The organism is Actinokineospora terrae, assembly GCF_900111175.1.
Classification (GTDB): domain Bacteria; phylum Actinomycetota; class Actinomycetes; order Mycobacteriales; family Pseudonocardiaceae; genus Actinokineospora; species Actinokineospora terrae.
This window is the reverse complement of the sequence record NZ_FOGI01000016.1, coordinates 1-23,653: the sequence shown is the minus strand read 5'-3', so window position 1 is coordinate 23,653 and position 23,653 is coordinate 1. Positions and strand designations below refer to the sequence as shown.

The 23,653-nt window shown below is 69.9% G+C and carries 13 protein-coding genes; 5 read left to right on the top strand and 8 right to left on the bottom strand.

The features are described from left to right. Position 1: 1 nt before the first annotated feature. On the bottom strand, positions 2-1,693 hold the full coding sequence (locus BMY07_RS29800) for a glycosyltransferase family 39 protein (protein ID WP_143073712.1): 1,692 nt from the start codon (positions 1,691-1,693) through the stop codon (positions 2-4). Positions 1,694-1,851: 158 nt separating this feature from the next. Between BMY07_RS29800 and lhgO the strand changes: the two genes are divergently transcribed. Both lhgO and BMY07_RS29790 read left to right on the top strand, forming a co-directional pair. Beyond that, a complete protein-coding gene (lhgO, locus tag BMY07_RS29795) occupies positions 1,852-3,045 on the top strand; it encodes an L-2-hydroxyglutarate oxidase (protein ID WP_092785972.1) in 1,194 nt (397 codons plus the stop codon). Between the two features lie 38 nt (positions 3,046-3,083). Then, positions 3,084-4,163: an acyltransferase family protein gene (locus tag BMY07_RS29790; protein WP_245782735.1), complete on the top strand. Its 1,080-nt coding sequence runs from the start codon at positions 3,084-3,086 to the stop codon at positions 4,161-4,163. Positions 4,164-4,732: 569 nt separating this feature from the next. On the opposite strand, the gene serS is transcribed toward BMY07_RS29790, so the two are convergent. The 4 genes from serS to BMY07_RS29770 form a co-directional block, all read right to left on the bottom strand. After that, positions 4,733-5,995 (bottom strand): serine--tRNA ligase, encoded by a 1,263-nt coding sequence (gene serS, locus BMY07_RS29785; RefSeq protein WP_092785970.1) that lies wholly within the window; start codon positions 5,993-5,995, stop codon positions 4,733-4,735. Positions 5,996-6,060: 65 nt separating this feature from the next. Further along, on the bottom strand, positions 6,061-6,543 hold the full coding sequence (locus tag BMY07_RS29780; protein ID WP_092785968.1) for a DUF350 domain-containing protein: 483 nt from the start codon (positions 6,541-6,543) through the stop codon (positions 6,061-6,063). 5 nt (positions 6,544-6,548) lie between these two features. Beyond that, positions 6,549-7,712, bottom strand: coding sequence for a glutathionylspermidine synthase family protein (locus tag BMY07_RS29775; RefSeq protein ID WP_092785965.1), 1,164 nt, complete (start codon positions 7,710-7,712; stop codon positions 6,549-6,551). Between the two features lies 1 nt (position 7,713). Beyond that, positions 7,714-8,358, bottom strand: coding sequence for a hypothetical protein (locus BMY07_RS29770; RefSeq protein ID WP_342741566.1), 645 nt, complete (start codon positions 8,356-8,358; stop codon positions 7,714-7,716). Positions 8,359-8,489: 131 nt separating this feature from the next. On the opposite strand from BMY07_RS29770, the gene BMY07_RS29765 reads away from it, so the two are divergent. Together BMY07_RS29765 and BMY07_RS29760 are read left to right on the top strand one after the other, a co-directional pair. Next, complete coding sequence (locus BMY07_RS29765; protein WP_092785963.1) at positions 8,490-9,437, top strand: septum formation family protein; 948 nt, start codon at positions 8,490-8,492, stop codon at positions 9,435-9,437. Next, positions 9,434-9,784: a metallopeptidase family protein gene (locus BMY07_RS29760; RefSeq protein WP_092786216.1), complete on the top strand. Its 351-nt coding sequence runs from the start codon at positions 9,434-9,436 to the stop codon at positions 9,782-9,784. The genes BMY07_RS29765 and BMY07_RS29760 overlap by 4 nt, the downstream gene beginning before the upstream one ends. Positions 9,785-9,855: 71 nt before the next feature. Here the strand turns inward: BMY07_RS29760 and BMY07_RS29755 are convergent, their stop codons facing one another. The 3 genes from BMY07_RS29755 to BMY07_RS29745 all read right to left on the bottom strand — a co-directional run bounded on the left by BMY07_RS29755 (position 9,856) and on the right by BMY07_RS29745 (position 22,233). Beyond that, positions 9,856-10,365, bottom strand: coding sequence for a hypothetical protein (locus BMY07_RS29755; protein WP_092785961.1), 510 nt, complete (start codon positions 10,363-10,365; stop codon positions 9,856-9,858). Beyond that, positions 10,362-16,202, bottom strand: a complete 5,841-nt coding sequence (locus BMY07_RS29750) for an RHS repeat-associated core domain-containing protein (RefSeq protein ID WP_092785959.1) — start codon at positions 16,200-16,202, stop codon at positions 10,362-10,364. The genes BMY07_RS29755 and BMY07_RS29750 overlap by 4 nt, the downstream gene beginning before the upstream one ends. Before the next feature lie 76 nt (positions 16,203-16,278). Then, on the bottom strand, positions 16,279-22,233 hold the full coding sequence (locus tag BMY07_RS29745; protein ID WP_143073711.1) for a LamG domain-containing protein: 5,955 nt from the start codon (positions 22,231-22,233) through the stop codon (positions 16,279-16,281). Between the two features lie 363 nt (positions 22,234-22,596). On the opposite strand from BMY07_RS29745, the gene BMY07_RS29740 reads away from it, so the two are divergent. Next, the gene (locus BMY07_RS29740) at positions 22,597-23,271 is read left to right on the top strand and encodes a DddA-like double-stranded DNA deaminase toxin (RefSeq protein WP_092785955.1); all 675 of its coding nucleotides are present in this window, start codon (positions 22,597-22,599) and stop codon (positions 23,269-23,271) included. The last annotated feature ends 382 nt before the right edge of the window (positions 23,272-23,653 follow it).

Here is a 23,653-nt window from a genome sequence, read left to right as displayed (position 1 = left end):
GTCACTCCGTCTGGCCCGGGCGCAGCACCGGCCCGCAGTCGCGCCGGTTGGCGACGGCGTTCTCCCGCAGGATGGGCTCGACGCGGTCGTGGGTGTAGGTCCGCAGCCGCGCCAACTGGGCCTGGTCGGCGACGAGTTCCTTGCGCACCCAGAAGCCGACCCGGTTGTAGGACAGCAGGATCCCCGGCCACGGCGGCGCCGACTGGTAGACCAGGTAGTAGTCCTGGTCGAAGCGGGCGTCGGTGGTGAACCCGAGGGTGGTGTCCCAGGTGCCGATGAAGGTGATGATGCTGGGCTTGGCCTCGGTGAAGGTGTAGTCGCGCAGGCCCTGCAGGTCGGCGGCGCCCAGGTACTCGGCCATCTTGGCGTCGCCGAGCCCGGCCAGGTCGATCAGCCGCAGGTCGCTGGCCATGGACTGGCCGCCGAGGTCGATGACACCCGCGCTGAGGCCGTCGCGGCCGAGGATGTCGGCGATGCCGTTCATGGTCCGCGCGTCGCGCTCGACCACGATGCACAGCGGGGTCTTGGCGGCCATCCGCCAGCTGCGCGCGGAGGCCTCGAACTGCACGGAGGCCAGCGCGGCCGCGACGACGAGGCCGAGCGCGAGCAGGGCCCTGGCCCGCAGCCGCGACGCGTCCCACACGACGGTGAGCGACACCCCGGCGATGAGGGCGCCGAGGGTCCAGATCGGGGTGGCGAACCGGTACTCGCCCATCCAGTCGGCCTGCAGCACGCAGAACGCGGCGACGGCGAGGCCGAGCGGGACGAGCAGGCCCGCCATCTGCACCCTGGTCGGGGTGCGGCGGGCGAGGGTGGCGGCGACGAGCCCGACGACGAGCAGCGCGGCGGCCCAGCCGACGTAGCCGACCAGCAGGCTGGGCTTGCCGAGGTCCTCCAGCGCGGGCAGCGGCTGGTCCTTGGCCACGGCGGTGTTGGGCACCAGGCGGTGGAAGGTGAACCAGCGGTAGCCCAGGTACGCCCCGAACGGCACCGCGAACGCGCCGACCGAGATGACGCACGCCACGAAGGTCTGCTTGATCCGGTCGCGGCGCAGGAACAGCAGCGCGACGATGCCGAACGCGCCCGCGTAGATCGCGCCGTCCGGCCTGCTCAGCGCGGCACCGGCGGCGAGCACCCCGGCGAGCGCGCCGGTGCGCCAGTTCAGCAGCCGGTCGGCGGCGATGGCGCGGACCAGGACGGTCGCGACCGCGGTGACGAACAGCGCGTAGACCGGGTTCTCCAGGCCGGAGACGATCCAGATGACGAACGAGGGCATGGCCGCCAGCGCGGCGCCCGCGAGCAGGGTCGCCAGCCGGGGGCGCGGGGTGAGCACCTTGGCGGCGAAGTAGAACAGCGTCAGGATCCCCGCGCAGCAGGCGATGCCCAGCGCCTTGGGGAACAGCACGTAGTCGGGGACGCCGAAGATCGTGCCGTGGTCGAACAGGCCGACCAGCGCGCCGAGGGCGAGCAGCGCCATCCAGACCGGGTTCGAGTAGCCCTCGACCGGGTCGAGCCCCGGCTGCAGCACCGGGCCGTACCCGTCGGCGACGTTGCGGGCGTAACCGAAGGTGATCGCCGCGTCGTCCATGATCCAGTGGCCGTAGACGAACCCGTGCGCCGCGATCAGCGCGGTACCGGCCGCGATCGCGGCGACGGCACCGACTCGACCGGCCAGCACTCCGCTGCGGCGCACAGGTGGGACACTCTGTTCGTCCGGGTTCGGTTCCACCACTCGGTCCTGGGAAAGAGCGACGCTCACCGGGTAGCTCGCTTTCGTCGACTACGCGTTGCTGCGTTCGGGGGCGTCACAGGTTACCGAGCGCGTTCGGCTGCGTTGGAGAGGGTTGTGTCATGGCTCGCAAGGTGACGGTCATCGGCGGCGGGATCGTCGGCCTCGCGGTCGCCAGGTCCCTGGTGCAGCGCGGGGCGCAGGTCACCGTGCTGGAGAAGGAGGCGCGCTGGGGCGCGCACCAGACCGGCCACAACTCGAACGTCGTGCACGCGGGCCTGTACTACAAGCCCGGCTCGCTCAAGGCGCGGATGTCCGTCGCGGGCAACCGGTCGATGGTGGAGTACGCGCAGGCCAACGGGGTTCCGGTCGAGGTGTGCGGGAAGCTGGTCGTCGCGACCAGCGAGGCCGAACTGCCCGCGCTGGAGGTGCTCGCCCAGCGCGCCGAGGCCAACGGCGTCCCGGCCAAGATGATCACGCAGGGGCAGGCGCGGGAGTACGAGCCCGAGGTCGCCGCGGTCGCCGCGCTGCGGGTCGAGAGCACCGGGATCATCGACTTCCCGGCCGTCTGCGCCGCGATCGTGCGGGAGCTGGAAACTGCCGGTGCCGACCTGCGGCTGTCCACCCCGGCGCTGGGGATCCGCACGTCGGAGCGGGGAACGGTCGAGGTCGCGACGGGGGGCGCGATCGTGCGGTCGGACGCGCTGGTCAACTGCGCAGGCCTGCACAGCGACCGGGTGGCCAGGATGGCCGGGTTCAGCCCGAAGGCCAGGATCGTGCCCTTCCGCGGCGAGTACTACGAACTGCGGCCGGACCGGTCCCACCTGGTCAAGGGCCTGATCTACCCGGTGCCGGACCCGACGCTGCCGTTCCTGGGCGTGCACCTGACCCGGATGCTGGACGGCAGCGTCCACGCGGGCCCCAACGCGGTGCTGGCGCTGCGCCGCGAGGGGTACCGATGGGGTGATCTTTCGGTGGCCGACCTGCTGGAGACGGCCCGCTTCCCCGGCACCTGGCGGCTGGCCCGCAAGTACGCGTTCCCGGTCGGCTACGAGGAGGTGCGCCGCTCGCTGTCCAAGCGCCGGTTCGCCGCGAGCCTGGCCAAGCTGGTACCTGCTGTCGGCGAGGACGACCTGGTCCGCAGCGGTGCCGGGGTGCGCGCGCAGGCGTTGCTGCCGGACGGTTCGCTCGTCGACGATTTCCTGGTCGAACAGGGCCACCGGCAGGTGCACGTGCTGAACGCGCCCTCGCCTGCCGCCACGAGCGCGCTGGAAATCGGCAACCACTTGGCGGAGCTGCTTTTCACCACAATGTGACCTAATGTTCCCCCGGGGATTGATTCTCGGAGGACGCCATGCGGACGATCAGCCACGCCGACTACCTGGCCATGCGCAGGTTCGACGCGTTGGACGGTCTTCGCGCGATAGCGGCCGTTCTGGTTGTCTTCTCACACTTCGCGGGCCCGCAAGCCGCTTTCCTCAACGGCTACCTGGGCGTTGACTTGTTCTTCGTGATCTCCGGTTTCCTGATCACCACGCTCGCGCTGCGCGAGGAGGGCAGGAACCGCAAGATCTCGATCAAGGAGTTCTACCTCAGGCGGGCCTTCCGGATCCTGCCCGCGTACTACGTGATCCTCGGCGCGATCGCCGCCATCCTGTGGCTGCGCCGCGAGTACACCGCGAGCGGCATGCCGACGCTGATGCCGTACTACCTGTGGTTCAACCAGGAACTGGCGCCGCCGAACTGGTGGTTCGGCCAGAGCTGGACGCTGGGCATCGAGCAGAAGTTCTACATCGTGTGGCCGCTGCTGCTCGGCGCGACGTTCCTGCTGCGCCCGGCCTGGCGGATCGCGGGCACGGCCGCGCTGATGGCCAGCACGTTCTTCCTGCTGCCCTACGCCTCCCCGTACCTGATGATCATGATCGGCTGCCAGGTCGCGTTCCTGCTGCACTCGGCCAAGGGCTTCCGGCTGCTGCGCCCGCTGACCCACCCGCTGACCGCACCGCCGATCGCGGTCGCGGCGTTCCTGGTGCAGATCAACATCGCGAACATCTCGGAGTGGAAGGGCGGGCTGCTCCCGATCATCGGCTACACCGTCCTGTGCGCGATGCTGGTCGTCGCCACCCTCGGCCCTGGCCCGATGCAGTGGCTCCTGACCCTGCGCCCCATGGTCTTCATCGGCGAACGCTCGTACTCGCTGTACCTCCTGCAGAACATCGCAGGCTTCGTCGTCGCCTCAGCCATCCCGATGTTCGCCCCCCACGGCCTGGCCACCGCAGTCGTCGTCACGGCCGTGGGAGTCCTGATGGCAGACGTGATCTACCGCCGAGTAGAACTCCCCATGATCGCCCTCGGCCGCCGCGTGATCCAGTTCCTGCGCGCCCGCAAACAGGAACGCACCACCGCCGCCCCGGCCCCCGCCCTGGCCACCTGACTCTCTCCGGCGCGTCCTGCCATACCGTTGCCAGCCCTGTGGACCAACCCTCCCAATCGAGTGAACCCCAGCGCCGACAACTCGCTGCCGCCGTCATTTCCCCAGGTCGCGCTTGTCCACATCCCCACACTTATCCACAGCTCGCGCCGAACCTCTGGCCCTGCACCCGTCGCCCGATAGAATGGAGCCGGGGCCGCCCCCCGGAGAGGGTGGGGGCTGGGATAGGCGGGGAGGGCCTCCGCGATGGCGGCCTCCGGAACGGCGGCGCGGCTGCGGCAGGGTGCGCGAGGGGGCCGCGAGGGTGGCGGGCAGACGGCGCGAGGCGGGTGGGCGCGAGGCGGGGCGGGCGGCGGGCGCGAGGCTGGTGGGCAAGACGCGAGGTGGGCGCGCGGTAGGCGGGTGAGTTCGCGGCAACGGTCCGCGTGCGCCTGGGGGCGCAGGGCGGGCGGCGGGCGTGCGGACGCGAGGTTGGCGAGCGATTAGCGGGTGGGAGCAGGGCGGGCCATCAAGGGGCCGGACAAAGCGGAAGGCGCCTCCGGGAGGGAGGCGCCTTCGCGGGGAATCGGGGGCTAGTTGGTGGGGCGCAAGACGTCCAGGCCTAGGAAGGGGCGTAGGGCTTCTGGGACGGTGACGGAGCCGTCTGCTTGCTGGTGGTTCTCCAGGATGGCGACGATCCAGCGGGTGGTGGCCAGGGTGCCGTTGAGGGTGGCGGCGGTTTGCGGCTTGTTGTTCTCGTCGCGGTAGCGCACGCCCAGCCTGCGGGCCTGGAACGTCGTGCAGTTCGAGGTGGAGGTCAGTTCCCGGTACGCCTGCTGGGTCGGGACCCAGGCCTCGCAGTCGAACTTGCGGGCGGCGCTGGTGCCGAGGTCGCCGGTGGCCGTGTCGATCACCCGGTAGGGGACCTCGATCTTGGCCAGCATCTGCTTCTCCCAGTCGAGCAGCCGCTGGTGTTCGGCGGGGGCGTCCTCCGGCTTGCAGTAGGAGAACATCTCGATCTTGTCGAACTGGTGCACCCGGATGATGCCCCTGGTGTCCTTGCCGTACGACCCGGCCTCGCGGCGGAAGCAGGTCGACCACCCGGCGTACCGGCGGGGGCCCGCCGAGAGGTCGATGATCTCGTCGGCGTGGTAGCCGGCGAGGGCGACCTCGGAGGTGCCGACCAGGTACAGGTCGTCGTCGCGGAGGCGGTAGATCTCGCTGGCGTGGGCGCCGAGGAAGCCGGTGCCCGCCATGATCTCGGGGCGGACCAGGACCGGCGGGATGATCAGGGTGAAGCCCGCGGCGGTCGCCTGCGCGGCGGCGAGGTTCAGCAGGGCCAGCTGGAGCTGGGCGCCGATGCCGGTGAGGAAGTAGAAGCGCGAGCCGGAGACCTTCGCGCCGCGTTCCATGTCCAGGGCGCCGAGGCGGACGCCGAGGTCGAGGTGGTCGAGCGGGGTGAAGTCGAACTCGCGGGGCGTGCCGACGTGCTCGAGGACCGCGTAGTCGTCCTCGCCACCGACCGGGGCGGCCGGGTCGACCAGGTTCGGCAGGGCGCGGTGGGCCTCGTCGAGGGCCTGCTCGGCCTCGTGCTGCTCGGCCTCGGCCTCCTTGACCCCGGCGGAGAGCTCCTTGCCCTTGGCCAGCAGCGCCTCGCGCTCCTCGCCCCTGGCCTTGCCGACCTGCTTGCCGAACAGCTTCTGCTCGGCGCGCAGGGAGTCGGCGCGGGAGATCACCGTGCGCCGCCGGTCGTCCGCGGACAGCAGCGCGTCCACGGTCGCGGGGTCCTCACCGCGGGCGCGCTGCGAGGCGCGCACGGTGTCCGGGTCTTCGCGCAGAACCTTGAGGTCGATCACAGGTGCCGAGGGTAGTCCGCGCCGGCCGGGTCCCGCCTGCGGTATCCCGGCCGGTGCGCGGAGCCCTAGGAGATGGCGACCGCGACGATCAGGCCGAGCGCGATGTGCACCGCGGCGACGACCACGCTGGCCGGGGCGAACTTGTCGTCCTGGATGGTGGAGCCGACGTCCAGCTTGGTCACCCATTCGAGGGTGCGCACGGCGAGCACCTGCACGACGATGCCGATCAGGCCGTAGACCACCGAGGTGATCAGGCCCGCGGTCAGGTCGCTGGCGGAGAAGAAGATCGCCACCACGATGATCAGCGCCATGCTGAGCATCCCGGAGGCGGTCACGATCACCGCGTTCGGCTTGCCGGTGCGGACCAGGTCGGACAGCTTGCCCGGCGTGGTCCAGTCGATGGCGTAGAAGCCGATCAGCATCAGGACCAGGCCGATGATCGCGTACAGGGCGATCGCGCCGATGCCCTTGCCGAGGTCGGCGCCGAAGCCCGCGGGCAGGGCGATGTTCGACACCGCGGCGAGTTGAGTGGTCACGAGGTTCTCCATGGGTCTTACTGGGGGATGCGGTGTGGGACGAAAGCGGCGCCGTCGTCGGTGACCAGGCCAGCGGTCTCCCGGATGCCCAGGCCTGCGGCGCCGTCGCCGACGATCCAGGCGCCGAGCGCGGGGCGGTACCCGTCGAACTCGGGCAGCGGGTCGAAGGCCTGGTAGACGAAACCCTCGGCCCCGTACACGCCGCCGGTCTGGGTCTCGTAGCCGGTGGCGACGATCTGCACGTTGGCGCCCTCGCGGCCGAGCTTCGGTTTGCGCACGTACTCGGTGAGCAGGCCGGGCTCGTCGAGGAACGCGGGCAGCAGGTTCGGGTGGCCGGGGTACATCTCCCACAGCACCGCGAGGATCGCCTTGTTCGACAGCAGCATCTTCCACAGCGGCTCGACCCACAGGGTCCGCGGCAGTGACTCCACGACGCGCTTGCCGAAGTCCTCGCTGGTGACCCACTCCCAGGGGTAGAGCTTGCAGACCGTGGCCATGGTCGACTCGGCGAGGTCGACGAACCGGCCGAGGTCGGCGTCCCAGCCGATGTCCTCGATGGCCAGCCCGACGGTGTCCAGTCCCGCCTCGGCCGCGGTCTCCTGCAGGTACGCGGTGGTCAGGTGGTCCTCACCGCTGGGGTCGGCCCCGGACCAGGTGAAGTGGACCTCCTGCGAGGGCAGCAGGTCCTTGACCTCGGTCCACCGCTCGACCAGCTTCTCGTGGATGGAGTTCCACTGGTCGTCCTCGGGGAACACGTCGGTCTTCCAGTACCACTGCACGACGGCGGCCTCGAGCAGGGAGGTCGGGGTGTCGGCGTTGTACTCCAGCAGCCGCGCCGGGCCGGAGCCGTCGTAGCGCAGGTCGAAGCGGCCGTACACGTGCGGGTCGCGGCGCTTCCACGACTCGGCGATGTGCGGCCACACCCACTCGGGGATGCCGAAGTCGCGGTAGCGCTCGGTCAGCACGATGTTGTCGACGGCTTCCAGGCACATGGAGTGCAGGAGTTCGACGTCCGCCTCGACGGAGAGGATCTCGTCCATCTCGAAGGCGTAGTGCACGGACTCGTCCCAGTACGGGCGCAGGCCGCCCCCGCCGTAGCGCGCGGGGGTGCCGAACACCAGTCCCTGCGACTCGATCCTGGCCCGCCAGTCGCCGCGGGCCGGGTGACGCTCTCGGCGCAAGTCAGCTGCCCCCGCTCTTTCCGCCGCTGCTGACGCCGAGACCACCGCGCTGCACGGTCTTACCGGAGTTGGTCTTGACCGTGGTGTCACTGCCCGGCGACACGTAGCTACCACCGGTGACCTTCTGGCCGACCGAGCCGGAGCCACCGTAGTTGTAGCGGTAGGAGGAGCCGCCGATGTAGATGAAGCCGCCGCTGGAGTACCCACCGTGGCTGGTCGCGTACGTCGAGTCGCAGTAGTCGTCGTCGACGATGACGCCGTCGCTGGTGGTGCACTGCGCGGTCACCTCGTCCGGTGTGGACGCGGCGTAGACCACGGCGACCAGCGCCACCACGCCGACGGTGACCCCGGAGCCGATGAGGATGCGCTTGCGCTTCTTGCGCTTGCGCTCGGCCTCCTCGTACGCCGCCTGCTCCGCCTCGCGCTGGCGGCGCTGCGCGTCTCGACGGGCGCGTTGCTCGGCCACCGAGGGTTTCTTGGCCCTGGTGGTCTCGTCCTGGTAGCTGACCGAGCCGCGCTTGGGCTCGTCCTCGGGCAGTGGCTCCGGGACGTAAGCGGGGACGTCGGTGCTGTTGTCGCTGGTCTTGCCGCTGGCAGGCCCGTCGGTGGGCTGCTCGGCGCCCGAGGGCTTGTCGTTGTCAGTCATGAACCACTCCCGGCGCGAACCCTAGCTGACCAGCGGCGCGGCTGTCGGATGTTTGTCACGATCGCAACCTCTCCCCCGCTGTTGTGCTCCCGTGGCCGCGTCCCCCGCCGGGACACGGCATCATGGAGTAGATGTCTGGCAGCGGCGGTTGGTTTCGGTCGAACGACAACACGGCGAAAACCCGGGTCATGATGGGCGGGGCGTTCGCCGGTTCGCTGCTGCTCCTGACCACGAGCATGGTCTTCTCCTGGCCGGTCGGCGCGGGCGGCGCGGACCTGACCGCGGCCGAGGAGGCGGACCTCGCGTTCGACTCCCCCGCGGGCAGCTGTCTCACCTGGACACCCCCGGACGGCACCGACATGGCCCGCGTCGACTGCGCCAAGCCGCACCTGTTCGAGGTGACCAGCAACGTCGACATCTCGGCGGAGTACCCAGCCGACGCGCCCCCGCCGGACCAGACCCGCTGGCAGGACATCGCCGAGCAGAAGTGCACCCCCAGCGCCACGTCGTACCTGGGCGGCAAGCTCGACCCGTACGGCCGGTACCGGATCAACGCGCTCAAGCCCGTCGACGCGAAGTGGCTCGACGGCGACCGCAAGGTCCGCTGCGGCCTGCAGCGCACGGCACCTTCGGGCAGCCTGATGCCGGTCACCGGTTCCGCCGCGCGCCAGGACCAGTCCAATGTGCACGACCCGGGCACCTGCCTGGCCCTGGAGGGCCAGAAGATCGGCGACCCGATCGCGTGCGACAAGGCCCACGCGTACGAGATCGTCGGCAACGTGAACCTGGGCGCGGTCTTCCAGGGCGAGTTCCCCCAGGAAACCGTCCAGCGCGAACGGGCGATCGAACTCTGCGCCACCATCACCGCCGAGTACACGGGCGGCGCGGACCTCGCCGCGAAGGGCCTGACCCCGTACCCGGACACCCTCCAGCAGGAGAGCTGGGACGCGGGCTCGCGCAAGGTCGACTGCAAGGTGGGCGCCAAGCTCCCCGACGGCTCCGGCCTGGCCCCGGTGACCAACAGCGTCCGCGGGACTCCCGGCACCGCACCCGCACCCACCTCGACACCCGGCGGCTGACGGTGGAGATGTCCCGGGAGCGCTTCGAGGAGCTGGTGGCCGAGGCGCTCGACGAGATCCCGCGCGAGCTGGCCCGGGCCATGGACAACGTGGTGGTCCTGGTCGAAGACCGCGACCCCGGCGACCCGACCTTGCTGGGGCTCTACCACGGTGTAGCCCTGACCGAACGCACCTCACAATACGGCGGCGAATTACCGGACCGCATTTTCATCTACCGCTCGGCCATTCTCGACATCTGCCAGACGGACGAGGACGTGGTGGAGGAAGTCGCCATCACGGTGGTCCACGAAATAGCCCACCACTTCGGCATAGACGACGCCCGCCTCCACGACCTGGGCTGGGGCTGATCGCGACCAGACCGTGAACCCACCGTGGGGATCGGCCCGCCGCGATCGCAGCGGGCCGATCCCCACGTGGGTCAGGACTTGCCGACCACCTCGGCCCACCGCAGCGGGACGAACTCGGAGTCCCACGCCGGGGTATCTCGGTCGATCTCCTGCCGGGACGCCTCCCCGTACGGCGGGCGCACCTCGGGCAGGCCGGGGATGTCGCCGGTCCAGAACGAGCACCGCTGGGCCTGGAGCTCGATGTCGCCACCGCCCGAGATCATCCCGAGGCTCGCGGTGACCCTCTCCCCGATCTCGAAGGCCGAGGAGACGATGAGCCGCGGCATCGGGTTCCACCGATCCCCGGGGAATTGCCAATTCAGGTTGCGAACGCCGGACAGCAGGATCAGTCCGGCACTGCCCTCGTCGAGCTGGAGGGCGCCACGGAGGTCCACGAGCAGGGCGAGGGTCGACCAGGGCAGGTCGAGCCAGGCGTCTACCAGCTCGACCTCCTGCAGCGAGTCTTGCTCAAGCAGGTAGGTGTCCTCGACGCCGCCCACGGCTCGCGCCTGGGCTCCCACGAGCAGGTCGCGGATCCTCATGATCCTCCCTCGATCGGGATGTGCCGGTACGGGTGCGACGTGGGAATACTATTGCCGGTGAGGGGGTGAATCGGGTCCCTCATCTTGTTGAGGTAGCTGACGTAACCGTTCGGGTACTGGTACTTCCCCTTGGTCACCGGTTCCATTACGCGAACGTAGAAGACCTTGGGATCAACACCAGGTGTGCCGGGCGGGATGTGGTAGATCAGGCCCTTTCCGGTATCGGACAGCTCGCCGGGGCCCATACCGCCGGGGAGGTCTTCGCCGTTGGGGCCCTTGAACTTCCTGGGCATCGGTGTGGACTCGGCCGCCTCTTCCGCTGCCTTCGCCGCCTTCGTCCCCTTCGCCACCCTGGCTGCGTCGACGCCGACCTCGATGCCCTCCTCGGCGACCTTGGCGATCTTCGCCGCCTTGCCGAGCGGGGGCACGGCGGTGTTGAGCAGCGCCATGCCGCACGCCGAGGTGAACCCGAAGTTCTTCCCGCACTCCACGTAGTCGCCCACGAAGAACTCGAGGACGTCCTTCACGGTGAGCGGTTCGGGCGCCTTCGGTGCCTGGCTGAACGAGTCAGGGCACCGCGGCACGGCGGGCGAGCCGCAGGGGAAGATCTCGTGCAGCTGCGAGCGCGGGATCCCGATGTACTGCCCGGTGCAGTCCAGCACCGGCCCCACCCCGCCCGGGATGGCGTTGCAGTTTCCCTCGACCGAGTAGATGTCGATGCGGACGTCGTACGACTCCCAGCTCTTGGTGTTGAAGTTGTGGTAGAGGCCGCGCTTGTAGGGACCGTGTCCCGAGTTCGCCAGCGGGTTGACGGAGTTGACGAAGGTCAGCTTCGGTCCGCCGCTCATGACCACACCGGTGACGTTCGGCTTGCCGCCGTAGCGGATCTCCTGGCCGGGGTTGTCGTAGTCGGCGATGAGACCGCTCGGGTCCGACGCGGTGACCGGCGAGTTGCTCGCGTAGGCGTAGCCGGTCCACGACACGGGGTCGGTCAGGTCCAGCAGCGGGTCGACGCTGATGAACCTGCCGTTCGCCGAGTCGTACTCGCGGGCGCCGATGTGGACGAGACCGCTCGGGTCGTTGGTCCCACCGACGAAACCGCGTTCCCCGGCCAGCGCGGGCACGGCCGTTCCGCGCGAGCCGCCGAAGGGCGACTGCCACCGCTTGGACACGGTCATCGACGAGGAGTCGACCGCGATCGAGGCGCTGCCCTGGTGGTCGCCCGCCAGCCAGGTGAGCTTGCCGCCCTGCCGCATCGCGACGACGGTGCCGTTGTGGCGGTAGTACCGGGTGACCGTCGGGGTCATCGAGCCCGCGGCCAGCCGGACCTCCTGGTCGCCCAGGTAGAGGGTGGTCGAGTCGGCGTCCTTGCGGAGCAGCCGGACGCCACCGGTGGTGTAGATGGTGGTGCTGACCTTCGGGCCCTCGGTGACCTTGGCGAGCTTGCCCTCGACGTCCCAGTCGAGGGTCTGGTCGCGCCCACCGGCCGTACGACCGGTGGTGTTGCCGACGGCGTCGTAGCGGAACGAGTCGGTGGACGTCGCGCCCGCCGGGGTCGACACCGCCACCGTGTCCAACCGGTGCGGTTTGGTCGGGTCGGTGTAGTTGTAGGTGCGCGTCGTGTCGCCCGCCGCGGTGTGGCCGATCTCCTTGGTGCGGTTGCCGGACAGGTCGTAGGTGTAGGAGTTCCAGTACGGCGCCGGTCCGGTCAGCGCGCTCGCGCTGGGGTTCTGCGCGCAGTCGGCGTTCGGCGTCCACGCCTCGGTGAGCCGCTGGAGGTGGTCGTAGCGGAAGCACTGCCGGTCGACCGTCCCACCCTGCGGCTGGTCGGTGATCGACAGGATGTTGCCCGCGGCGTCCCTGGTGTAGTTGACGTCGGCCTGCGACGGACCCGCGGTCTCGGTGTCGACGATGGAGCGCCGCAGCCTGCGGGTGTCGCTCTCGTAGATCGAGGTGATCCACGCCCGGTTGTGCAGCGCCGGGTCCCCGATCTCGACCCGCTGCTCCTCGCCGTACTTGGTGTACAGCGTCGAGGAGACGATGTCGTCCACACCGGCGTTGGAGAAGCTCGCCCTGCCGAGCGCGTCGAAGTTGTTCACCACGGATTCGCGCGCGACGTTGGCCGCGGTCACCGCGGGCATCGTCTCGCTGGCGACCTGACCGTCGAAGGTGTAGCCGTAGTCACTGGTGTAGGTGCCCTGCAAAGGCCCCTCACTGGCGGGGACGACGACGGACGCCTTCGAGATCTGGCCCATCGTGGTGTAGGAGTCCACCTGCGTGGTGTAGGCGTTGCCGTCGACGAACCGGGTAGCGGCGGCGGGCATGCCCTTGCCGTTGACCGCGGTGTCGTAGGTGAACTGCTGGCGCAGCGCGCCCGTCAGCGAACCCTGCCGGACCTCGGTCGTGCGCCCGAGCAGGTCGTACTTGTAGGCGAGGGTCTGGTTGCGGCCGTCAGTCGTCGACTCGACCTGGTTGACGGCGTTGAACACGGTGGTCGTCGTGCCCGAGTCCGGGTCTTCCTTGCGGATCACGTTCCCGCGCGCGTCGTAGAACCACCGCCACTCGGTGCCCGCCGGGTTGCGCGTCGTGGCCAGCAGGCCGTTCTTGCCGTAGGTGTAGGTGGTCGCGTCGTAGGCCCCGGTCGGCGTCGTCCCCCGGTACTGGCGGGACTCGGTGGTGCGGCCGAGCGCGTCCATGACGGTGGTGGTCGGCGTGGCGCCCTGCGGCGGGGTGACGTGCACCCGGTCGCCCTCGTAGGCCGTGGTCGTGCGCCACCGCTCGGTGCTGCCCGACTTGTAGATCGAGGCGACCTCGCGACCGGCGCCGTCGAACTCGGTGAAGGTCAGCCCCGGGATGTCCACATCGGACCCGACGGACAGCGTCGTGTCGACCGCGCTCGAGTTGAAGTAGGGCTGGGTCCGCTTGTACACGCGCCCCTGCGAGTCGTAGCGGGTGTCGGTCAGCAACCTGCCGCCGTCGGTGGGCACCTGGTGCTGCCGCTCCCGGTAGAGGCCGTCGAGGATGGAGGTGCTGACGTTGTAGAGGCCGCTCGGTGCGATCGCGGACGTCGTCACCGCCGACGGACCGTCGTTGCGGACGGTGTAGGCGTACTTCACCGAGGCGCCGTTGCGGGCGCGCGGGCGGTTGGGCAACCAGACCTGCGTCGTGCGACCGAGTGCGTCGAAGTCGGTCTCGGTGATCTCCGACCGGGCGCCGACCGTCTTGGTGATCAGGCCGCGGACCGGGTGGAACGTGGTGGTGCTGGACAGGCCGAGCTCACCGGTCGACTTCACCTGGGTGACCGGTCCACCATCAGCCGGGGTGTAGGCGATGGTCGAGCGGGCGCCCTTGGGGTCCTTGAAGGTCAGCGGGCGGCCGTAGCGGTCGTAGGTGGCCTCGGTGGAGGCGGTGTACGTCGTCGGCGCACCCGCGGCGTGCTCGCGCAGGCCCTGTACCTGGGTCACGTTGCCCGTCGTGGGTACCACGCCGAAGTCAGTGCCGTCGTAGGCGAACCGGCTGTCCGACAGCGCGTCGGCGGGGAACGTCGGGGTGGCGCCGCAACTGACGGACACCGTCTCGACCCTGGTGGCGTAGCTGATCAGCCACTTGGCCGTGTTGTAGCCGTAGGTGGTGGTCGAGCAGGTCTCGTCGCCTGCGACCTGGGTGTCGCCGAGCGAGCTGACCTTGGTGACCTGGCCGTAGGAGTCGTAACCGAACTCCGTCCTGGTCTTGCGCCACCCGGCGCCCAGTGCTGTCCACGCTTCCTGCGACCCGACACCGACCAGGTAGGACTTGAGGTTGTCGCGGGTCGCGGTGGGCCCTTGCCAGGTGGGCGTCGAGAACGCCTTGCTGACCACGGTCTCGGTCTGGCCGAGGTGCTGCTGGGACTCGTACTCGATGCCCTGCAGCCAGTCCTCGTCCACGCGGGTGGTGCCTGACGAGTCGGTCACCGTGGCCGAGCGGGTGCCGGTGGGGAGTTTGTCGCCGTTCATGCCGCGGTAGAAGCGTTGTTCGGTCATGGTGATGGGGCTGGCGTCGTCGGCGGTGCCCTTGTGGGTGCGGACCCGGGCGTAGCCGCGGTACTCGTCCCAGGTCTTGTCGGCGTCCTTGGTGAACTCCGAGGTGTCGCGGTGCCACGCGGCGCCGTCGAGGTACTCGTAGCGGGTCACCTGGCGCGGGTTGGCGAGGACCTGACCGGCGAGGACGCGGTCGGTGGCGGTGACCGTGTCGACGACGTACTTGTGGAAGTAGTCGGTGCGCTCGGTGAAGTCTTTCTTCGCCCACTTCGCCGGGAAGCAGCGCAGGGTGTTCGTCTCGGGGCTGGTGGGCATCGAGGTGCCGGGGACGCAGTTCGGTGCGGCGTAGGCGATCTCGGTGACGCCGCCGGACTCGGCGACGACGGCGGTGACGCGGTAGCGCATCAGCGGGCCCATGCCGGAGACGGTGTCGACGCGGTTGGCCATCGGCCTGCCTTCGAACACCACCGGCGGCAGGGTGATCGCCGCGGCGCCCGTGGCGGCGGCGGCGTGGCCGGTGTGCTGGACGCTGCGCAGCCAGAGTGCGGGGCGCTCACCGTCGCCGGTCGTCGGGAACTGCTGGTCCAGTGCCCAGGAGTCGACGTCGACCAGGGCGGTGCCGTTCCAGGCGCGGGCGATGACCTTGGTCAGCATCTTGGTGGACCAGAAGGTCGGCGCGTGCTTGCCCGCGCACGTGGCGGTGTCGCACTTGTCGGTCCACGGCACGTCCGGCCAGTTCGCGGGCTGGGCGGCGGTGCAGGTGCTGCCGCGCACGCAGCGGTCGGCGGTGACGAAGTCGACCACGCCGAGGGCCTGGCCGGGGAGGTCGTCGCGCAGGCCGTACTCGGCCTTGAGCAGGGTGCCGCCGCGGATGTAGGACACGGCCGGGTTCTGCAGGTTCTGGCCGTAGGAGTTCGTCTCGGTCGCGTAGGTGTAGACGATGGCGTTGCCGCGCGGGTCGACGACCTTGTCCAGGTTCCACCGCCACGCCTGCGTGCACGACGACGCGGCGAAGGAGCTGCTGTTGCAGGGCTCCCCCGCGTCGTCGCCGTAGACCGGCACGGTCCAGGTGGAGCTCGAGGTGGGCCGGGAGCCGTAGAAGTACTGGGTGCCGTCGAGCGAGGTCACCTTCCAGTACTCGCCGTTGTTGTCGCCGTTGCCCGCGCCGGTGAGCCGCTGCACCCGGCTGCCGTCGTCCTGCTGGAAGCGGAACGTCGTCTCGTCGACCTTGATCAGCACACCGCCGGTCGCCGAGACGGCGTTGTCGCTGCGCCAGCACATGTCACCGGTCTTGGGCGGCGTGGTGCCGCCCGCGGTGTCGGCCGAGCAGGGGCCGTAGGCGCGCTGGATGAACCCGACGCCGAGGTTCCACCCGTCGCCGACCCAGGACGCCTGGTTGTTCGTCGCCGAGGTCAGACCGTCCACAGCGGACGATCGGTAGGACAGGCTCAGGCTCGGCGTCAGCCCACCCGGCACCTGGGGGACCGGCATCGGGTAGGACCACGCGAAGTCGCCGGTCTGCGTCGACACGTTCCACGAAGCGGACGCCGAGAGAGGGGTCGCAGTCGAGCTGCCACCACCGTCAGCGCTACCGCCCGCGGTGCTCTGGTTGCCGGACAACGCGTTCTGCGTCGCCGGGTCGACCGGCCTCGCCTGCATGCCCCCGGAGGTGACGGCCACTGAGGGGATGTCGGGCAACCCGACCCCCGGTGATCCCGCCGTGGCGGGTGACGGACCCGCCACCGCAGTGATCAGCGACGCACCCAGCGCCACCACAGCGACCCGGGCGATCAGCCGGGCCGTTCTCCGCGCGGAACCCACTACGCAATCCCCTCGATCTGTTGGATGACAGCGAAAACCGGGTGGCGCGCTGCCCCAGCGCGCCACCCGGCGTCGATCAGCTCGCGCGCAGCGCGATCTCGGTGTCGGGCACCATGCCCTGGTCGACCCGGACCTCGTCGACCGTGCCCACGAACGTGTTGCCCGCCTGGCCGTTGACCTTGCCGCGCGCGACGGCCAGCGGGCCGGTCGCCGCCCAGGTGCGGGCGCCGCTCGTGACACCGGCCAGGGTTCCGTCGACGTAGATCCGGAACTGGCCGAGGCCGTGGTCGTACACACCGGTGAGGTGCGTCCACTTGCCGGTCGTCGCGGGGATCACCGACTGGGCGACGGCCCACTGGGCCGCGTCCGTGTCGGTGACCGGGGCGCCGAAGACCCAGGCCCCGTCGTTCGCGCCCGTTGCCCGGTAGCCCAGCGCGAAGCCGCTGGTCCTGCTGCCGTCCTGGCTGATAGCGGTGGCGTCGCGGTCACGGCGGTTGAGCTGCACCCAGGCGGAGACGGTGAAGCTGTCCCGCGTGCTGACCAGCGGGCCTGCGGCGACCGCGCCCGGACCGGTGTACCCGACCAGCGCACGACCCTTGGGTCCGTCGGCGTAGACGGCGCCGGTCATCGTCAGGTCGTTGCCCGCCCCGGAGGAGTCGGCACCGGAGTTGGCGTTGAAGGTGTAGGCGCCGCGTGCGAGGGGAGCACGGTCGTCGTGCACCCGGCGGACCTCGCCCGCGGTGAGCGCCGAACCGAACACGCGCACGTCGTCCACGCCACCGCGGAAGAACGCGGCGAACGCGCCGTTGACCTTGGCACGGCCGACCGCGAAGGCGCCGTCGACGTCCAAGATGGACACCCCGGTGCGCGCGACCGCGAGCAGGCCGTTGACGTAGAGCCGGACCTGCCGGTTCGGCGCGTCGTAGGTGAGCGTCAGGTGCTGCCACTCGCCCACCGCGGCGGTCTCGGCACCGGACACCACGGTCGTGGCCGGGTTGTCCGCGTCGGTGCTGGGAACCACGATCGCCCACTTGCCGGTGTCGCCCCGGTACTGCACGGAGAAGGTGCTGGTCCGGTTCGCGTCCTGCCCGAACACGGTCCGGTTCACCGATCCCGGGCCGTCGGCCTTCGCCCACGCCGACACCGAGAAGCTGCGGCTGGTCTCCACCACCGACACCGAGCTGTGCGCGGCACCGCTGACCCCGCCGAGCACCAGGTTCGACCCGTTGACCGACGCGTCACCGTAGGCGGTCAACGTCTGGTTCTTGCCGCTGGTGTCGACCAGCGCCGTCCCCGCGGTCTCGTTCATCTGCCACGCGCCACCGTTGGCCGTGGGCAGCGTCCCGTTGGTGTTGTCCGCGACGTTGGCCGGGTAGCTCTGCCACAGCGAGGCGACCCGGGCCTTGTCGAAGACACCGCTGTAGAAGCGGACGTCGTCGATCTGGCCGGACCAGAAGTCCGACGGCTCACCGGCGAACCGACCGCGACCGAGCACGAGGCCACCGTTGGCGGCCCAGCTCGACAGGACGGTGCCGTCGCCCTCGCGGACGCCGTTGACCCAGATCCGGGTCTTCTTCGACACCGAGTCGTAGGTGCCGACGAGGTGGACCCAGGTGCCGAAGTCGGCCGAGGCCGCGGACACCGACGCCTTGGTCACCTCGGTCTCGCCGGAGTACTCCGGCATCTCGAAGGTCCAGCGGCCGTCCGGGTTCTGCCCGTCGATGACCAGGCCGAGCCGGAACTTGCTCTTCGCGGTGTCGTCCTGGCTCACCGCGGTCCACATGCAGAAGCTCGCGGCGCACTCGGTGGCGTTGGCGGGCTTGTCGATCTTGAGCCAGCTGGACACGGTGAAGCTCTTGTCGGTGGCGAGCGCCAGTTTCGGCGTGGTGGCGATGTCGTCGGTGCCGTCGAAGGCGGCCGCGTTGCCGACCCGGCCGGGCACGTGCCCGATCCCGCCGGTCATGGTCGCGGGGAAGGACCCCACCGAGTCGGCCGCCACGGCACCGGACGGCTCGTCGAGGCGGTAGTGGTGCACGAGCGAGGTGTCCCGCCCGGCCATGGCCCGCACCTCGTCGGAGAACAGCGACCGCGAGTAGACGGCCACGTCGTCGATGGCGCCGGGGAAGTAGTCGGTCAGGTTCCCGTTGAACTTCGACCGGCCGATGGTGAACTTGCCCGCCGGGTTGGTCCACGTCTGCGGGTGCGCCGCGGAACCGGCGAGCTCGCCGTTGACGTAGAGCTGCACCAGCTTGGCGTCGGCGTCGTAGACCGCGGCCAGGTGCGTCCACACGCCCACCTGGATCGCGGGTCCGTAGGCGCGGTCCTGGCGAGGACCACCACCCGCGGCGTCGGCACCGTGCATCACGAACGCCCACCGGCCGTCCCAGGTGGCCTGCACCTGGAACGCGCTGGCGGTGGTGCCGTCCTGCGAGACCACGGACGGGTTGCCGCCGACGCGGTCCAGCTTGGCCCACACGGCCACCGAGAAGCTGCGCGTGGCGTCGACCAGGTTGGGCACCTCCACCGCGCCGGTCCCGTCCAGGCGCACGGCCAGGTCGGAGTCGGTCGGCTGCTGGCTCTGTCCCGCGGTCCAGTCGACGGTGCCCACGGCGGTGCCGTGCTTGCGGTCGAGTTCGTCGCGGGCGTCGCCGTCGAACTTGTAGGACGCCAGCCGCACGTTGTCGCCCGCGACGATGCCGCGGACCTCGTTGGCGCCCAGCGCCCGGGTGTAGGCGCGGACCTCGTCGACGGAACCGGCGAGGTAGTCCACCCACGCGGTGCCCCACTTGGCGCGGCCGACCTCGAACCTGCCGTCGGCGAACCACAGCGGCTTGTCGATGCTCGACTCAGAGGCCAGCTCACCGTTGACGTAGAGCCGGACCTTGCGGTTGACCGCGTCCTGCACCGCGGCCACGTGCGTCCACTCGCCCGCCTTGACCGGGGTGCTGTCGTAGGCGTAGGCGGAGGTGGCCTGGGTGTCCTTCTCGGTGGTCTTGACGTTCCACTCCGGGACCCACGTCCCGTTGCGGTTCATCCCGCGCACACCCACGATGACGCCGCTGGAGCCGGTCAGCCCGGTCTGGCTCAACACCGTCATGGCCGCGTCGCCCTCGGGCAGCCTGGCCAGCTTGACCCACGCCGCGACGGTGTAGTTGCTGTCGGTGCGGACCTGCGGCGCGTAGGCCTCGGCGGCGATGTCGACACCGGTGAGCACGAGGCTGTCACCGACGGCGCCTGGCTCGTAGGCCACCTTGGGAACGTTGCCCGCGTTGTAGCCCTGGCGCGGGATCAACTCATCGCCGGTGGTCACCGCGTTTGCGGTGCTCTCGTCGTCGAACTTCCAGTGCCCGGAGGTGACGTTGTCGCGCACCACGGCGCTCTTGATCTCGTTCTCGCCGACCGCGCGGTCGTAGACCTGGACCTCGTCGAACCGGGTGCTGCCCGCGACCACCTTGCCCGCCGAGCGCATCGCGCCCATCAGGAAGTCGCCGGTCGTGTTCCACGGGGTGTAGGGCACGGCGGTCTCACCGGCCAGGTCGCCGTTGACGTAGATGCGCAGCTTGCCCGCGGTGGCGTCGTACACGCCTGCCAGGTGCGTCCAGGTCTTCGCTTGCACCGGGACAGCCGCCTCGACACCCTTGAGCTCGGTGCTGCTGTCGGAGACCGCGGCCCCGAACACCCACTTGCCGCCGAGGGTGGGCTGCGCCGGGTCGTTCGGCTTGTACCAGAGCGCGGCGCCGGTCTGCTGGGAACCGGACTGGCTCAGCACGGCACTGGCGACCTTGGGGTAGCCGTCGACGCGCGCCCAGGTGGCGAAGGTGAAGCTCTCGTCCGTGCGCACGGCGTTCGGGGCGGTCAGGTTGAGCCCGCCCTGGATGGAGTGCGCCAGGCCGATCGCGCCCTGGATGTAGGTGACGTCCTGCACCGAGCTGGACCGCGCGTCCCGGGAGCCCAGGTAGGCGGTGTCCTTGAAGTTGCCCTCCAAGGACCACTGCGCGAGCGGACCGGTGCCGGAGCGGACGTAGAAGTGGTGGACGGTGACCGGGGACCGGTTGCCCGCGCGGTCCACGCTCTGCACGAACAGGTCGCGGGGACCGTCACCGGGCGGCGTCAACCGCACGGTCGCGGAACCACCGAGGGCCGGGGCGGCGACGAACTGGTCCGCCGGGTCGGTCCAGCCGTAGCGGTAGCCCGCGACGTCGTTGACCGCGGTCCCGCCGAAGGTGTCGGAGACGCCGTTCGAGCTGAAGGTGAAGGTGCCCGCGACGCCCGCGCCACCGTGCCAGCGGTTGTCGGCCGGGTAGAGGGTGGCGTCGATGAGCGGCGCCTTGTTCGGCGCGACGGTGTCGATGTAGAACGTCTGCGGGCCTGGGGCGTGCGCCCCGACCGAGCCCGCGGAGTCCGCCGCGCCAGCCGACCAGTACACGGACTGGCCGTGACGACCGGCGAACGGGATGCGGTAACTGGCCGCACCGCCGGAGGCCACCAACGGGTTGCCGTTGTACTGCACCAGGGCACCGTCGAAGCGGGCGTGCCACTGCGGGGACACGCTGTCACCGTCGGGGTCGGAGAAGTTCGCGATCAGGTACGCCTCGGTGCCGCCGACGTACGGGGTGGTGCCGCACAGCGCGCACGCGGTCATCGGCGGGTCGGTGCGCAGACCGGTCGGCGCGTTCGGCGGGTTGTTGTAGGTGATCGCCAGCTTGGTCATGGTCGGGTCGTACTTGCGCCACGCCAGGTCGTCGGTCTCGCTGACCGCCTGCATCATGTACGCGGTCGGGCCCGCGCCGTTGTAGACCTCGTTGACCCGCACGTCGCGGCGCCACTCGACGCCCTTGCGCCCCGCGCAGCCGGGTTCGCGCTGCGACCCGACCGCGGCGTTGCCGACCTTGAACCCCAGCGGCGGCTGGCTGCTCCAGCTGGTGCTCGGGGTGATCTGCGCCCAGGTGACCCACAGGTCGTGGCTGGCGGTGCCGCAGTCGGGGCCGTAGGCGGAGGCGCTGGTGAACTGGACCAGGCTCACCGGCGCGGAGCCGATGAACGCGGTGTCGAACTGGAAGTACGACCGGGTCACCAGCTTCTGCTGGTAGGCCTTGCCGACCCGCGCCGACGGGTTCGGGATCCACGGCTTGGTGTCCGGCTCGGAGTTGTAGCCGTTCCAGTGCGTGCCGTTGCGCATGCTCGAGGTGCCGTCGTCGTAGATGGTGGTCCAGCCGGAGCGGTCCAGCGTGCGCAGCGTCGGGTCGATGATGACCGGGAAGACGGTGTCGGCCGCGGTGAGCATCGCCTGGTCGGGGACCAGCGACAGCGAGTCCGCGGCCACCTCGACGCCGACGAGGGCCTTGCCCAGGCCCGGGTTGTCGGTCTCGACCCGCGGCTTGGCGTCCCACATGTACGACTCACCGGAGGCGAACACGGTCTCGCCCGCGGCGTCGACACCCTCCAGGCCGCCGATGCCGACCTCGCGCAGGGTCACGCCGGTGGACTTGAGGCCGAGCCGGAGGTGGGCCAGGGCGGGGTTGGCGGCGGCCTCGCGGGTCTTGACCACGAAGTGCTGGGCGTACCCGTCGACCTGGGCGGTCATCTTCAGGTCGACGCCGGGCAGCACGTCGGCGTAGGTCGCGGTCGCGCCGTCGACGGTGGGGGTGGGCAGGACGCCCGGCCAGGTCAGCTCGACGCTCTTGTCGCCACGCCCCAGCCGCACGACGGGCTTGTCCGCGCCACCGGTCGAGAAGGCCACGTCGGCGACGGTCGCCACCGGCCGGATGACGCCACCCGCGGGGCGCAGGGTCGGGTCGGGGTCGACCCAGCCGGTGCCCCTGCGGACCCGGGTGGGGACGACGCTGAACTCGGCGCGCAACTGCCCGTCCGGCTGCGCGTAGACGGTGCGGGTCTCCGCCCGCTCACCGACCACCTCGACCGGCGTGCCCTGCACCTTGGCCGCCGCCATCGCAGCCACCGCGTCCGGCGCCTGCGCCACCGGCTCCCCCACAACGACATCCGGCCCACCGGACACCGCGACAACGATCACAGCGGACAGCGAGGCCACCGACAACGCGGCTGCCCCACCCCGAACAAGCGCGCGCGAACGCGCCGTCGACTGACGACGAAACACCTGACCCCCAGGTCGGCTCGAACGCCGCCAGGTGTGGCGACAGAGCAGAAATGTCCAGGAAGTGAATATCAACAACAACCTCCGCCCGAGCGGAAGTGGTCGAGATAACACCGATTTAACCTGTGATCAACAATGGTGTCTGACTGGGTCTACTGAGCACACATACGCAGCTAGAACCCTATTTCTGCTGAGATGACACCCCAGCAACGAGATGGTCCGTCCGAGCGATCCTGGCCGGATTCCCCTCCCGGGCAGTGCGGCTCTCCCTAACCTGCCGAAGTGTCGATCCCCGACAACATCAAACGGCTGCGCACAACCCGAGAACGCCTCAACACCGCCCGCCACAACCTCACCCCACCCGCCGAGTGGGTCACCGAGACCGAACAAGTCACCGGCTACATCCTGGGCCACACCGCCCGGTACGCACCGGTGATGGGCGCCCTCGAAGCAACCCGATGGCAAATCGACGCCCTGCTGGCCTGTGTCGCACAGGTGGAAGCGGCCATCAACGCGGCCATCGCCCACCACACCGAGCAGGCGACCGAGGCACGTTCAAGCACCACACGCCCACCGCCCTGGGTGCAGAACAGCCACGGCGATCGCTATCCCGAAGAAGTGATGCCGTACGAGGAGGCCCTCCCGCGGCGCGTCCGAGCGGGGGCGGGGATGCCGATAGTCGGCTACATCCAACTCGATGGCCGGGACTTCGGTGCGATCACCGCGATTCGGACCGACCCGTGGGCCATCGCGGTTGCGCGGCGGGTGGCGGAGCTCAAACTGCGCAGGAGCAGGACACTCTTCAACCACGTGGAGATGAAGGCGGTGGCTATGATGATCGAAACAGGAGCAAGGCACGGGCAGGTGATAGTCAACCACGCTCCTTGCTTGCGACACGATGTCGCATGCGTCAAGTGGATGCACCGATATGGAGGTCTGATTATGTCGGAGGTGTAGTCCCGGCTTTGTGTCCAACAAGCTGTCCCCGCTTTCGACGTGCGTTGCTGGTAACGGCAGGGTGCGAAGCTCGAATGGAAGCCGAAGGGTTCCTGTTCCATCCGGGAGCTACGGGCGAGGGGAAGGTCGGACGGGTGAATGCAGTGAACCCTCAGTGATGCCGCGTTAGGTGGACCCTCGCCGGTGGGAGATATCAGGCGGGGTATAGGGCTGGCCGTTGAGAAGCGGCAGGTGCCGGTCATGGAGCAAGGGTTGACCGGGTGGACATCACCGCCCCGCGGTCCAGGGGGCACCCACCCCGACCGTTTCTTGCGCATGTGGAACGTGGTAACCCCGTCGAGGTCCATGAGGACTCCCTCGTGGTAGGCCGACCGCGAGGGAA

Excerpts from the sequence above, each read along its gene's own strand:
- BMY07_RS29770 (WP_342741566.1), bottom strand. The coding sequence starts at position 8,358 with ATGACTGACAACGACAAGCCCTCGGGCGCCGAGCAGCCCACCGACGGG.
- BMY07_RS29765 (WP_092785963.1), top strand. The coding sequence starts at position 8,490 with ATGTCTGGCAGCGGCGGTTGGTTTCGGTCGAACGACAACACGGCGAAA.
- BMY07_RS29755 (WP_092785961.1), bottom strand. The coding sequence starts at position 10,365 with ATGAGGATCCGCGACCTGCTCGTGGGAGCCCAGGCGCGAGCCGTGGGC.
- lhgO (WP_092785972.1), top strand. The coding sequence starts at position 1,852 with ATGGCTCGCAAGGTGACGGTCATCGGCGGCGGGATCGTCGGCCTCGCG.
- BMY07_RS29780 (WP_092785968.1), bottom strand. The coding sequence starts at position 6,543 with ATGGAGAACCTCGTGACCACTCAACTCGCCGCGGTGTCGAACATCGCC.
- BMY07_RS29790 (WP_245782735.1), top strand. The coding sequence starts at position 3,084 with ATGCGGACGATCAGCCACGCCGACTACCTGGCCATGCGCAGGTTCGAC.